This window comes from Hydrogenophaga intermedia (assembly GCF_000723405.1).
GTDB lineage: Bacteria > Pseudomonadota > Gammaproteobacteria > Burkholderiales > Burkholderiaceae_C > Hydrogenophaga > Hydrogenophaga intermedia.
Window position 1 is genome coordinate 1 of record NZ_CCAE010000088.1, and the last position, 12,932, is coordinate 12,932.

The 12,932-nt window shown below is 70.4% G+C and carries 13 protein-coding genes; 9 read left to right on the top strand and 4 right to left on the bottom strand.

What is annotated here, in order from left to right; genetic code table 11:
- Positions 1 to 129 precede the first annotated feature (129 nt).
- Both BN948_RS24650 and BN948_RS24655 read left to right on the top strand, forming a co-directional pair.
- The gene (locus tag BN948_RS24650; protein WP_035624568.1) at positions 130 to 759 is read left to right on the top strand and encodes an EthD domain-containing protein; all 630 of its coding nucleotides are present in this window, start codon (positions 130 to 132) and stop codon (positions 757 to 759) included.
- 102 nt (positions 760 to 861) lie between these two features.
- Positions 862 to 1,680 carry an SDR family NAD(P)-dependent oxidoreductase gene (locus BN948_RS24655; protein WP_035624572.1) on the top strand — a complete coding sequence of 273 codons (819 nt, stop codon included), beginning with the start codon at positions 862 to 864 and terminating at the stop codon, positions 1,678 to 1,680.
- A 62-nt stretch (positions 1,681 to 1,742) separates the two neighbouring features.
- Here the strand turns inward: BN948_RS24655 and BN948_RS24660 are convergent, their stop codons facing one another.
- The gene (locus BN948_RS24660) at positions 1,743 to 2,909 is read right to left on the bottom strand and encodes an MFS transporter (RefSeq protein ID WP_035624575.1); all 1,167 of its coding nucleotides are present in this window, start codon (positions 2,907 to 2,909) and stop codon (positions 1,743 to 1,745) included.
- A gap of 164 nt (positions 2,910 to 3,073) precedes the next feature.
- On the opposite strand from BN948_RS24660, the gene BN948_RS24665 reads away from it, so the two are divergent.
- Positions 3,074 to 3,994, top strand: a complete 921-nt coding sequence (locus BN948_RS24665) for a FadR/GntR family transcriptional regulator (RefSeq protein WP_051756379.1) — start codon at positions 3,074 to 3,076, stop codon at positions 3,992 to 3,994.
- Between the two features lie 14 nt (positions 3,995 to 4,008).
- Here BN948_RS24665 and BN948_RS24670 read toward each other — a convergent pair whose 3' ends face one another.
- On the bottom strand, positions 4,009 to 4,749 hold the full coding sequence (locus BN948_RS24670) for a FadR/GntR family transcriptional regulator (RefSeq protein ID WP_035624578.1): 741 nt from the start codon (positions 4,747 to 4,749) through the stop codon (positions 4,009 to 4,011).
- 147 nt (positions 4,750 to 4,896) lie between these two features.
- On the opposite strand from BN948_RS24670, the gene BN948_RS24675 reads away from it, so the two are divergent.
- Positions 4,897 to 5,244, top strand: coding sequence for an NIPSNAP family protein (locus BN948_RS24675; RefSeq protein WP_035624581.1), 348 nt, complete (start codon positions 4,897 to 4,899; stop codon positions 5,242 to 5,244).
- A gap of 56 nt (positions 5,245 to 5,300) precedes the next feature.
- Here the strand turns inward: BN948_RS24675 and BN948_RS24680 are convergent, their stop codons facing one another.
- Together BN948_RS24680 and BN948_RS24685 are read right to left on the bottom strand one after the other, a co-directional pair.
- On the bottom strand, positions 5,301 to 7,064 hold the full coding sequence (locus BN948_RS24680; RefSeq protein ID WP_035624584.1) for an FAD-dependent oxidoreductase: 1,764 nt from the start codon (positions 7,062 to 7,064) through the stop codon (positions 5,301 to 5,303).
- A gap of 114 nt (positions 7,065 to 7,178) precedes the next feature.
- Entirely contained in the window at positions 7,179 to 7,940 is a 762-nt protein-coding gene (locus BN948_RS24685) for an IclR family transcriptional regulator (RefSeq protein ID WP_035624587.1), read from the bottom strand.
- A gap of 95 nt (positions 7,941 to 8,035) precedes the next feature.
- Here BN948_RS24685 and BN948_RS24690 point away from each other — a divergent pair, with 95 nt between their 5' ends.
- From BN948_RS24690 to BN948_RS24710, 5 genes are all read left to right on the top strand, one after another.
- Positions 8,036 to 8,836 carry an SDR family oxidoreductase gene (locus BN948_RS24690; RefSeq protein ID WP_035624590.1) on the top strand — a complete coding sequence of 267 codons (801 nt, stop codon included), beginning with the start codon at positions 8,036 to 8,038 and terminating at the stop codon, positions 8,834 to 8,836.
- The gene (locus BN948_RS24695) at positions 8,833 to 10,146 is read left to right on the top strand and encodes a flavin-containing monooxygenase (RefSeq protein WP_035624593.1); all 1,314 of its coding nucleotides are present in this window, start codon (positions 8,833 to 8,835) and stop codon (positions 10,144 to 10,146) included. The genes BN948_RS24690 and BN948_RS24695 overlap by 4 nt, the downstream gene beginning before the upstream one ends.
- Positions 10,147 to 10,164: 18 nt before the next feature.
- On the top strand, positions 10,165 to 11,091 hold the full coding sequence (locus BN948_RS24700; RefSeq protein ID WP_081922060.1) for a bile acid:sodium symporter family protein: 927 nt from the start codon (positions 10,165 to 10,167) through the stop codon (positions 11,089 to 11,091).
- Positions 11,088 to 12,080 (top strand): SDR family oxidoreductase, encoded by a 993-nt coding sequence (locus BN948_RS24705; protein ID WP_035624596.1) that lies wholly within the window; start codon positions 11,088 to 11,090, stop codon positions 12,078 to 12,080. The genes BN948_RS24700 and BN948_RS24705 overlap by 4 nt, the downstream gene beginning before the upstream one ends.
- A partial coding sequence (locus BN948_RS24710; protein ID WP_081922061.1) for an EamA family transporter occupies positions 12,077 to 12,932 on the top strand: 856 nt, incomplete at its 3' end. The genes BN948_RS24705 and BN948_RS24710, both read left to right, overlap by 4 nt.

Consider the following 12,932-nt stretch of genomic DNA (forward strand, 5'->3'; position numbering starts at 1 on the left):
CATCTCGTTCAAACCTTTTCAGTCAAAGTGCTCAGCATAGACGAGCAAGTTGCTTGACCGTCAACGCGACAAAACCGCACCGTCTGCTTTCCCGCCACGAATCCCTCGCCCGCGGCGCTGGAGGCCGCATTGGCCGCCCTGCCGCGCCAGGGCGGCGGGCCCGCCGAGGTGCAACTCCTGGAGGTGCTGCGCCACATCCCGACCGATTTCCTCAATGACCAGCGTGCGCACGCGGGCGTGGTGCCGCAGGCCGACGCCATCGGCCGCATCGTCGAGCTGCACGTCGACGACGAGGACGCCGCTTGGCGCTGCGGAGAGAGCGAGGCCTGGCGGGCCGTGGCCGAGGCGATCGGCGCGGGGCCGCTGTTCACGCTGGACGCCGAGGCCCACGTGGCGATCGAGCCGCAGGGCGCGGCGCGCGAAGGCGGTTTTCGCAGGTGGATGCTGCTGGCGCGCAAGGCCTCCGATCGCGAGGCCTTCCGCGAGGCCTGGTGGGGCCGGCACGCCGACCTGGTGCGCCGCTTGCCGCAGGTGCAGCTGTACCACCAGCACCTCGTGGTTCGCCGCGAAACGGGTGAAGGCCAGACCGTGGATCACGGGGCCCTGCCGGTCGACGGCATCGCGCAGATCGGCTACGCCGACGAGGCCGCGATGAACGCGTCCTATGCGTCCGACGCCCGCCTGCCCCTGCGCGACGACGGCCGCGAGCTGCTGGGCCGCATCACCACCGTGCTGGTGCAGGCCCGGGTCTGGCGTTGAACACATGCTCGATCCGATTGCCGTTCTTCAAATACCCATTGGATAGACCAATGGGTATTTGGTCATAGAATGAAAACTCCCTTGACTCAAGCACCCACCACCATGCCCTCATCGCCGCTCCTTCCGCCCCCCGACCAGCGAGTCGCCATCGTCACCGGAGCCGCGGACGGCATCGGCTGGGCCACGGCGCAGCGGCTCGCGCAGGAGTACGGGCACGTCGTGGTCGCCGACCTGCGGCCCGAGGCCGCCGAGGCGCGCGCGCGTGAGCTCGGCGCCGGGCATGGCTGGCAGGCCTGCGATGTGACGCAGGAAGGCCCGGTGCGCGCGCTGGTGCAGGACACGGTGGCCCGCTTCGGTCGGCTCGACGTGCTGGTGAACAACGCCGGCATCGGCGAGCAGCCGGTGATGACGCTGGAGCAGACCGTGGAGGGCTTCGACCGCATCCTCGCCGTGCACCTGCGCGGCACCTTCCTGGCCAGCCGCGAGGCCGGCCGCGTGTTCGTGCTGCAGCAGTCGGGCGCCATCGTCAACATCGCCTCCATCGCGGGCCGCCAGGGCCACCCGGGCCGCAACGCCTACGGTGCCGCCAAGGCCGGCATCTCCACCATGACGGAGGCCATGGCCAGCGAATGGGCCCGAGACGGCATCCGCGTCAACGCCGTGGCGCCGGGGTACGTGATGACCGAGCTGGTGAAGGAACTGGTGGCCAAGGGCGCACTGGACATGCAAAGCATCGAGGACAACACGCCCATGGGCCGCTGCGGCGCGCCCGAGGAGATCGCCGAGGCGATCGCTTTCCTCGCCTCGGAGCGGGCGGCCTACATCACGGGCGTGACCTTGCCGGTGGACGGCGGCTGGCTGGGCTTCGGCGCGCCGCCGGCCAAGCTCGGCACGGTCGAGCACAAGCGCGTCGTCCTCTGACGAGGCGCTCGGGCGCTCAGGGCGCTCGACGGGCGAGCCGCCGCCGCGCGGTCCCTCCGGGCTCAGCGCCGCCGGGCCAAGGCACTGGCGAACGCGCTGCCCGCCGCGGCCAGGCCCACCGCCGCGCACAGCAGCAGGGGAACGAAGCCCGCGTGGTCGACCAGAGCGGCCGCGCCGCTGGTGCCGGCGGCCTGGCCCCCGAACAGGCAGCAGGCGAACAGCGCCACCGCCGAGCCGCGCGCCCGTGGTGCCATCTGCGTGGCGTGCGTCTGCAGCGTGGCGTGGAACAGGTAGGCGCCGAAGCCGATGAGCAGAATCGCCGGCACGCTCAGCGCCCAATGCGGCGCGAGCCACAGGCCGAGGAAACCGGCGCCGACGAGCCAGCCGCCGCGCCACACCATGCCCTGTTCGCCCCAGCGCGCCACCAGTCGGCGCGCCACCGCGGTGTAGGCCAGGCCGCCGAGCGCATAGCAGGCCGCCAGCGCCGCGGTGAGCGCCAGCGACAGGCCGAAGCGGGCGTGCAGGTAGCTGGGAATGAAGGCCAGCGCACTGAGCATGAAGACGCCCTCGGCGGCCACCGCCAGCAAGACCACGCGCGCCCAGGGCGTGCGCAACACCTCGGCGAGCGAGGCCAGCGGGTGCATCGCCCGCGCCGCGTCGGCCGGCGGCTCGGCGCGCACCGCTGCGCCCAGCGCGAAGGCCACGGCCAGGTACCCCGCGGCCAGCACGCCGAACGCCCCGCGCCAGCCCAGTGCCGAGTCGGCGAACAGGCCGCCCAGCAGGGTGCCCGCCACCATGCCCGACAGGGTGCCGGTGAGAAAGCGCGCCAGCGTGGCCTGCCGTTGCTCGTAGGGCACGGTGTCGCCGATCCAGGCCATGGACAACGGAATTACGCCGGCCGCGCACATGCCCCAGGCGGCGCGCAGCACCACCAGCGCATCGAAGTGCCCGGACAGGGCCGCCGCGCCCGAGCCGATGCCGCAGCCGAACAGGGCCAGGCGGACCAGGCGCAGCTTGCCGTAGCGGTCGCCCAGCGGGCCGAACACGAGCTGCAGCACGCCGTAGGCGATGGCGAAGCCGATCACCACCTGGCCCGCCGTGCCCGCGGACACGGCGAATTCGCTCGCGAAGCGGGGCAGCAGCGGGTCGCAGACGCGCAGGGCCGCGGCGCCGAAAAAGGCGGCGAAGCTCAGCAGCAGGAGGGTGCGTTGGGTGGGGGCGTCGTTCACAGGGGAGTTCCGTTGCAAGCGGTGAAGGGTAATCGCGAAATAATGGTCAATCCATTTGTGTCAACATAATGGCCGACCCATTGATCGGCCGCGGGTTATCCTTTCCGCGACGCCGGACAGGCATTCGCCACGCGCGGCACACCACACAAGATTCGGGGAATCACATGAACGATGGTCAGGATCTGGCGTTCCACCAGGTGCGCACGCGCCGCGTGTTCGAGGAGATTTGCGAGCAGATCCGTCAACGCCTGGCTTCGGGGGTTCTCAAGCCCGGCGACAAGCTGCCGGCCGAGCGCGACCTGGCGGTGGAGTTCCGGGTCAGCCGGCCCGCCGTGCGCGAGGCCTTGCGCACGCTCGAGATGTCGGGAGTGATCTCCTTGCAGAAAGGGGTCAAGGGGGGCGCCTTCATCCGGGACGGCAACCCGCAGCTGCTGACCCAGTCGCTGCAGGACCTGATGTTCCTGGGCCGCGTGTCGCTGCGCAGCCTGGCCGAGACGCGCGAACTCATCACGGGCGTGGTGATCAAGCTGGCCTGCGAGCGCGCCACCGAGGCCGACTTCCAGGCCATCGAGCAGAACATCGACTTCATCGCCGGCATCCAGGACCTGCAGCAGCGGGGTGAGGCCGGCGCGCTGTTCTTCCGCCTCATCGCCCAGGCCACGCGCAACGAGGTGCTCATGATGCTGGTCGACTCCATGGGCGACATCGTGCGTTACGTGGTCGACAAGGCGGGCCGCAAACCGCGCCCCGAACTCGTGCCGATCCGCCGCCGCATCCTCAAGGCCATGCGCGCGCGCGACGCCGACGCGGCCATGAAGAACATGGGCGAGTACCTGGCGGTCATCCATGGTGACCTGGAGGGCGAGCCCGTCGAGGTCGTGCGCCCGGGCAGGTCGCTGCAGGCGGTGACCCGCAACGCGGCGGTCCTGCGGGGCGGCGCGGTGGCGAAGAAAATGCCGAAGACCGCGCCGAAGGCCGCGCCAAAGACCGTGTCAAAGACAGCGCCGAAGGGAACAGCAACGGCCGCCGCCCGACTGGCACCCGCCAAGGTGGCGGCCACCCGGGCGGGCCGGCGCGCGGCCTGAGCCGTCCCGGCGCCTCAGTCGCGCTGGCGCGCGCTCCACAGCGCGAGGTAGTTGGCCTGGAGCCGTTCCAGGAAACGCGTCATCTCACGCACCGCGGCGGCGCTGTCGCGCGCGCGCAGGTGCTTGAGCAGGCGCCGGCGCGAGGGCATGGTGTAGGTGTTCGGCTCGGGGCCGATGTTGACGACGAACTGCTGCACCACCTCCGTCACGCCTTCCATGGTGACCTGGATGATGGGGTTGTGCGTGGCCGCGGCCAGCAGGTTGTGGAACTCGCGGTGCAGCCGGGAGTGTTCAGGGAACACGCCGGCCTTGTGCGCCCTCGCCGCGGCATCGACGTTGGCTTCGAGCGCGGCCAGGTCGTCTTCGGTGGCGCGCTCGCAGGCCACGCGCACGACGATCTCGCTGAGCCAGATGCGCGCCTCGGTCAGGTGCTCGGGCGTGATCGCGCCGAGGTGGTACAGGTCGCGCATGCCACCGACCACCACGCCCGAGCTGCCCGGCATCACGAAGGCGCCGCCCGAGGCGCCCTTGCGCAGCTCGATCATGCCGGCCAGCTCGAGCGAGCGCAGCGCCTCGCGCAGGGTGTTGCGGCTGACATTGAAACGGGCAGAGAGTTCGCGTTCGGCGGGCAGTCGGTCGCCGGGCTTGAGCTTGCCGCCCGCCACCAGCGCGCGGATCTGCGCGGCGATTTCCTCGAAAGCGCGTTGGGGAGCGATCGGGGCGAAGCCCAGCGGGGAAGCGGCGGTGTCTGTCATTCCGTCAAGGGCGTGGTGGCGTGCGCGGATTCTATCGACGGGGTGTCGCGCGCAGGGGGTGCGCGCCCAACTGACGCGGTGCAGGCGTCGACCAGTGTACATTAATGGACAGACCATTAATGCAAGAGCAGCCGGCCGAGAAAGACCATGACAGCGACCGCGAAAGCCCTGGTGGACCACCGCATCTACACCATCCAGCCGCGCAGGATGCCCGAGTTCATCGAGGTGTTCGACCGGCTCGCCATGCCCATCCTGCTGGCGACGCTGGGCTCGCCAATGGGGTTCTGGGTGAGCCAGGTGGGCCCGCTCAACCAGTTCGTGCACCTGTGGGGCTACGACGACCTGGCCGACTACGAGCGGCGTTCGATCGCGCGCGATGCGCACGCCGATTTTCCGGCCTATCTGTCGGCGTCCGGGCACCTCATCGTGGCGCAGGAGACGCGGCTGATCCGCCGCGTCGACATGCCCAGCCTGCGCGGCTTCACCGGCGGCTGAGCGGCGGCCAAGGCCGACGCACAGGCCCGCGCTCAGGGCCGCGCTCAGCCCCGCGTTCAGGCCGGCTGGCGTTCCGCTTCCCGCTGAGCGGGCACCGCTTCCGATCGCGGCTGCCACACGCCCGCGATGTGGCGCGCGCTGAGCCAGCCGAAGGTCATGATCGGACCCAGCGTGATGCCGGCACCCGGGTAGTTGCCGCCCATGACGCTGGCGCGGTCGTTGCCCACCGCGTACAGGCCGGGGATGGCCTCGCCGCTGGCGCCGAGCACCTGGCCGGCCACGTTGGTGCGGATGCCGTCGAAGGTGCCGAGGTCGCCCATCACCAGCTTGAGCGCGTAGTAGGGGCCATCGCCCACCGGGGCCACGCAGGGGTTGGGTTGCTGCGCGGGGTCGGCCAGGTAGCGGTTGAACGTGGTGCGGCCCCGGCCATGCGCCGGGTCTTCGCCCTTCGCCGCGTGGCGGTCGTACTCGCGCACGGTCTGTTCCAATCCGGCCGGGTCGATGCCCGCGCGCTGCGCCAGTTCGGCCAGCGTGCGCCCCTTCACCAGGTAGCCGTTGCGCACGGCCGGCGCCACTGGCATCGGCGCGGGCTTGGCGTGGCCCAGGCCGTACTTCGACAGCGTGGCGTGGTTGCAGATGAGCCACATCGCGGTTTCCGCCTGGCCCTCGCAGGCCGCGACCATGGCGGCACCGACGTCGTGGTACGAATTCGATTCGTTGGTGAAGCGCCGGCCGTTGCGCAGCACGCCGATGATGCCGGGCTTGTACCGGTCCAGCAGATGAGGGAAGGCGCCGAAGCGGCCACCACCCTGCGGCACCTTGGACACCGGCATCCACGCCGCCGCGTCGGGGAAGCGGATGTCCACGCGGCCACCGGCCGATTCCGCCAGGCGCGCGCCGTCGCCGGTGTTGCCCGAGGGCACGGGCGAGAAGTGTTCGCCGCCGCGCTGCACGTGCGGGTAGGCCTTGGCCAGGCGCTCCACGTCGTGCGAGAAGCCGCCGCTGGCCAGCACCACGGCGCGCCGCGCGGTGATGCGGGTGCGGCCCCCGGCGCCGTCCACCACGGCACCGCGGATGCGGCCGTTCTCGATGACGAGCTCCTTGGCCGGCGTGTCGGTGTGGATCGGGATGCCCAGGTCGAGCGCCGACTTGGCCAGGCGCGCGGCCAGCGCATTGCCGCTGGTGACCTGCACACCGCGCCGGTACAGCAGCAGTTCCTTGAAGTGGTTGGCCAGGCGCTGGACGACGTACAGCGCCGAGTGAAGCGACTTGGTGGCGTTGAAGAAGTGCTTGATGTCGGCGTTCGACGAATTGAACATCATGCCGATGAAGGTGATGGTGGACAGCGGCGGGCGCAGGCGCGCCATGTCCTTGCCGAGGCCCCGGATGTCGTAGGGCGCGGCCAGGATGGAGCGGCCGATGTCCACGCCGCCGGGCGCGTCGGGGTGATAGTCGGGGTAGAGCGTGGGCACGAACTTCACCTCGGTCTCGCGCTCGAAGAATTCCACCATCTCGGGCCCCGCGTCGAGGAAGGTCTCCACGGCCTCGGCGTCGTGGAAGTCGCCCGTCTCGTGCCGCATGTAGGTGCGGGCGGCCTCGCGCGAATCGGTGATACCGGCCTGGCGCGCGTGCGGGTTGCCCGGAATCCAGAGCACGCCGCCCGAGAAGGCGGCGGTGCCGCCGAAGACCGGCTCCTTCTCCACGACGATCACGTCCAGGCCGAGCTTGCGGGCGGTGATGGCCGTGGACAGGCCGCCGGCGCCAGCGCCGATGACCAGCACGTCGCAGTCGGACGCGGGTGGGGTGCTGGCGTGGTTCATGGGTGCGGCTCCTTCAAAAGCGGAATGGTCGAGCCGCGTATGGTAATACCATTGGTAAATTGAAGCGAACCATCCTGCCGCCCCGTGGGCGGGCCCGGCCCCCGCCCACCGCGCTTACAGCGTGCGCGCCAGTGCCTGTGCCGCCTGCGTCAGGCGCGGCAGGAACTGCGGCAGCCGCGCCAGCGGCACGCGCGCCGATGGCGCCTGCAGCGCGAGCGCGCAGCGAACGTCACGCTCGCCTGGCGCGCGCACCGGCACCGCAATGCACACCAGGCCGTCGACGAATTCCTCCGCGTCGAAGGCGTGTCCCTGGCGGCGGATGGTGGCCAGCTCGGTCTCCAGCGCCTCGCGACGCGTGAGCGTGGTCGCGGTGTGTCCGCTCAGCGTGAGCCCATCGAGCAGGGCCTGTCGCCGCGCCGCGCCCAGGTGCGCCAGGAACAGCTTGCCGCTGGCCGAGCAGTGCAGTGGCACGCGCGTGCCCGGGCGCAGCTCCAGCCGCAGCGGGAAGGCCGATTCCACGCGGTCCAGGTACACCACCTCGGCGCCCGACAGGGCCGTGAGATTGCAGCTTTCGCCGAGTTCGGCCACCAACTGGCGCAACACCGCGTGGCGCACGCCGTGTTGCGTGCTCGCGCCCAGCGCGCCTTCGCCCAGGCGCAGCAGGCGCGGCGCCAGCGCGTAGCGGCGGCCATCGGGCTCGCGCTGCAGCCAGCCGCCTTGCTCCAGTTGCTGCAGCATGCGGTGCACCGTGGGCTTGGGCCAGCCGGTGGTGGCCACCACCTCGGGCAGGGCCAGGGGTCGGCCCTCGCGCACCAGGTGCTCGATCAGGTCCATCAGGCGAAGGCCCGGGCTGCTGGGGGTGGTGGGATCGTCCATGTCTCGGATTTCGAGACAAATCCATAAAAGATTTCGAGACACAGTGTAGGCGCCACCTACAGTCGCCGGCAACACAGAAAGAGGAGACCCAGGCCTTGCGATTCCACAACGCCGTGCTCACCGGCGCCTGCGGCGGCTTCGGCCAGGCGCTGGCGCGTCAGCTCATCGCGGGCGGCGTGCGCGTGGCCCTGGTGGGCCTGAACCGCCCGGTGCTCGACGATCTTGCGGCCCTGGCGCCCGATCGGTGCGCGGCCTACACGCCCGACGTGAGCGACGCCCAGGCCATGGCCGCGGTGGCCGCCGACTGGACCGCGCGCTTCGGCGCACCGGACCTCGTCATCGCCAACGCCGGCGTGGCCGGCGGCTTCAACACCGCCGAGCCCGATGACCTGCGCGTGATGCGCCGCATGCTGGAGATCAACCTGCTCGGCGTGGCCACCACGTTCTCGCCCTTCCTGCCGGCCATGAAGGCCGCAGGCCGCCCCGCCGCGCTGGTGGGCGTGGCCAGCATCGCGGGCTGGCGCGGCATGCCGGGCAACGGCGCGTATTGCGCCAGCAAGGCCGGCCTCATCACCTACCTGCAGAGCCTGCGCGCCGAACTGCGGCCCACGCCCATCACCGTGCACACGGTGAGCCCGGGCTACCTGCGCACCGCGCTCACCGCTGGCAACCGCTTCACCATGCCCGGTCTGCTGGAGCCCGACGAGGCCGCGCGTCGCTTGCTCGCAGGCGTGGACAAGGGCACCGAGCGCATCGTGCTGCCCCGGCGCATCGGCTGGTTGTCGCGTGCGCTGGACCTGCTGCCCGAGAAACTGCACGACCGCATCCTGCTGGGCCAGCCGCGCAAGCCGCGCGCCGGTGAACCCGGCTCCACCGACATCCCCGGTTTGAAATGAGCACATCCACCGAACAACAGATCGCCCTCATCGGTGCCGGGCCTTCGGGCCTGGCTGGCGCGCGCTGCCTGCAGAAGAACGGCATCGCCTTCCAGGGCTTCGAAGCCCACGGCGACGTGGGCGGCCTGTGGAACATCGGCAACCCACGCTCCACGGTGTACGAATCGGCGCACCTCATCTCCAGCAAGCGCATGACGGAGTTCACCGAATTCCCCATGGGCGACGACGTGGCCGACTACCCCAGCCACCGCGAACTGCTCGACTACTTCCGCGGCTTCGCAGAGCACTTCGGCCTGCGCGCGCACTACCGATTCCACACGCGCGTGCTCAAGGCCGAACCGGTGTCCGACGCGCCCGACACGCTGTGGCGCCTCACCACACAAACCGACGACGCCGCACCCGAGACCGCGCTCTACAAGGGCGTGGTCATCGCCAACGGCACCCTGGCCGAGCCCAACCTGCCACGCTTCGAAGGGCCGTTCGACGGCGAGATCTGGCACACCTCGCAATACAAGTCGGCCACACAGCTCACGGGCAAGCGCGTGCTCATCGTGGGCGCGGGCAACTCGGGCTGCGACATCGCCGTCGATGCCGTGCACCACGCCAGGAGCGTCGACATCTCTGTGCGGCGCGGCTACTACTTCGTGCCCAAGTACGTGTTCGGCAAGCCGGCCGATTCGGTGGGCGGCAAGTTCACGCTGCCGCCCTGGCTCAAGCAGCGCATCGACAGCACCATCCTCAAGTGGTTCACGGGCGACCCGGTGCGCTTCGGCTTCCCCAAGCCCGACTACCGCATGTACGAGTCGCACCCCGTGGTGAACTCGCTCATCCTGTACCACATCGGCCATGGCGACGTGGGCGTGCGCGCCGACATCGCGCGCCTGGAAGACCGCACCGTGCACTTCAAGGACGGCAGCGCGCGCGACTACGACCTCATCCTCACCGCCACCGGCTACAAGCTGCACTTCCCCTTCATGGACCACGCCCTGCTCAACTGGCAGGGCATGGCACCCAGTCTCTACCTCAACATCTTCGCGCCGCGCTTCGACCGCCTGGCCGTGCTCGGCATGGTGGAAGCCAGCGGCCTGGGCTGGCAGGGCCGCTACGAACAGGCCGAACTGGTGGCGCGCTACCTCAAGGCGCTGGACGCGGGCGCGCCGCAGGCCACGGCGCTCAAGGCCGCCAAGGCCGGCCCGCCACCCGACCTCTCGGGTGGCTACCGCTACCTCAAGCTCGAGCGCATGGCCTACTACGTGCACAAGGACACCTACCGCAAGGCCGTGCGCGAGGCCGCCCAGGCATTCGAATAAGCCGCGAGGAGACACCGCATGCTGCCCATCGACGAGATTCGCCTGAACTTCAACCCCGCCTCGCTCGCCGTGCTCAACGCGGTGCTGGCCTTCCTGATGTTCGGCATTTCGCTGGACACGCGCATCGAGGACTTCAAGCGCGTGCTGCGCATGCCGCTGGCCTTTGCGGTGGGCGTGGTGGCTCAGTTCCTCTTCCTGCCCGCCATCACCTTCGGCCTCACGCTGCTGCTGGGCGTGGGTCCCAGCATCGCGCTGGGCATGATCCTGGTGGCCTGCTGCCCGCCGGGCAATGTGAGCAACATCCTCACGCACCGCGCCAAGGGCAACGTGGCCCTGAGCGTGTCGATGACGGCCGTGTCCAACGCCATCGCCATCGTCGCCATGCCGCTCAACTTCGCCTTCTGGGGCGGCGTGCACCCCACGGCCTCCACCCTGCTCAAGACCATTGCGCTGGACCCGGTGCAGATGGTGGGCCACATCCTGCTCATCATCGGCGTGCCCTTTGCGCTGGGGCTGTGGGTGGCGCACCGCTTCCCCGCGCTCACCGCGCGCTTCAAGAAGCCGGTGCGCATCATCAGCTTCCTCGCGCTGATCGGCTTCATCATCGGCGCCATCGCGGGCAACTGGCGCTACTTCCTCGACTACGTGGGCCTGGTCATCGTGGCCGTGGCCATCCACGACGCGCTGGCCTTCGGCATCGGCTGGCTCAGCGCGCGCGCCGTGGGCCTGCCCGACTACGACCGCCGCGCCCTGTCCATCGAGGTCGGCATCCGCAACGCGGGCCTGGGCCTGGTGCTCATCTTCAGTTTCTTCGGCGGCCTGGGCGGCATGGCCGTGGTGGCCGGTGTGTGGGGCTTCTGGGACATCATCGCGGGCATGGTGCTGGCGGGCTGGTGGGGCAGGCGGCCCTTGCAGGGTGGCGTGCCCACGCAGGCCAAGGCATGAGGGCACAGCGCATCCTCATCACCGGCGCCGACGGCTTCCTGGGCCGCGGCCTGGTGGCCGCACTGGCGCGGCGCGGGCTGAGCAACAACCCCCCCCATGGCGACACCGTGGTCGCCACCGACGTGCGCGCCGTCGAACCCGCGCGGCGCCTCGCGGGCATCACCTACCGCCAGCTCGACGTGCGCGATCAGGGTCTGGGCGCGGTGCTCGCCGAGCACCGCATCGACACCGTCGTGCACCTGGCCTCCATCGTCACGCCCGGCAAGGGCTCCACGCGCGAGCTGGAGTATTCGGTGGACGTGGGCGGCACGCGCAACGTGCTCACCGCCTGTCTGGCGCACGGCGTGCGGCACCTCATCGTGTCGTCCAGCGGCGCGGCCTACGGCTACCACGCCGACAACCCCGCGTGGATCACCGAAGACCACCCGCTGCGTGGCCACGAGGCCTTTGCCTACGCGCACCACAAGCGCCTGGTGGAAGACATGCTGGCCGAGGCGCGCCGCCACCACCCCGCGCTCGCGCAGACCGTGCTGCGCATCGGCACCATCCTGGGCGAGCGCGTGGACAATCAGATCACCGCTTTGTTCGAGAAGCCGCGCCCCATCGCCATCGCCGGCAGCGACAGCCCCTTCGTCTTCATCTGGGACGAGGACGTGGTCGGCGCGCTGCTCCACGCGCTCGACTGCGAGGGCCCACCCGGTTGCTACAACCTCGCGGGCGACGGCGCGCTCACCATCCACGACATCGCCGCGCGCCTGGGCAAGCGGCCCCGCGTGTTCCCCGCCGGCCTGCTGCGCGCCGCGCTGGCCGTGGGCCGCGCGCTCGGCGTCTCGCGCTATGGGCCCGAACAGATCGACTTCCTGCGCTACCGGCCGGTGTTGCTCAACACCGCGCTGAAAGAACGCTTCGGTTATGCGCCGAAGAAGACCAGCGCCGAAGCCTTCGACGCCTTCGTGGCCGCGCGGCGCGCGCAAGGGCGCCCGCTGTGAGCGCGCCCACCCCGTTCTCGCGCGGCGACGCGCTGCGCGCGCTGGCCGTCGTGGTCATCTGGGGACTGAACTTCGTGGTGATGAAGCTGGGCCTGCAAAGCATCAGCCCCATGCTGCTGGGCGCGCTGCGCTTCGCGGCGGCGTCATTGCCCTTCCTGCTGTTCGTGCGGCCACCCGCACTGCCGTGGCGCTTCATCGCCGGCTACGGCCTGGTGCAGGGCCTGGGGCAGTTCGGCTTTCTGTTCCTGGGGCTCAAGCTCGGCATGACGGCCGGCATGGCATCGGTGGTGATGCAGACGCAGGCCTTCTTCACCCTGATGCTGGCCGTGCCGCTGCTGGGCGAGCGCGTGCGCGCCAACCAGTGGCTGGGCCTGGGCGTGGCGCTGGCGGGCCTGCTGATGATTGCGTCCGCACACGGTGAAGGGCCGGGGCAGATGACGCTGGCCGGCTTCGTGCTCACGCTGTCGGCCGCGGCCATGTGGGCCCTGTCGAACATCGTGGCGCGCCGCGCCAGCCAGCTCGCGCGCTACGAACCCTTTCCCTTCGTGGTGTGGAGCAGCGTGTTCCCCATCCTGCCGTTCGCCTTGATCGCCTTGGCCACCGACGGCGCCGCGAGCGTGCAACAGCAACTGGCCGGCATGGGCGTGGGCGCCTGGTTCGCGGTGCTCTACCTGGCCCTGGGCGCCACGCTGCTGGCCTACAGCCTGTGGACGCGACTGCTGCAACGCCACGCGGCCACGCGGGTGACGCCGTTCTCGCTGCTGGTGCCGGTGGTGGGGCCTGTCCCTTATACACCTCTGACGCTGCCGACGAACCACTCTGGGGAGAGCACGGGGGGTGCCCGGTCACAAC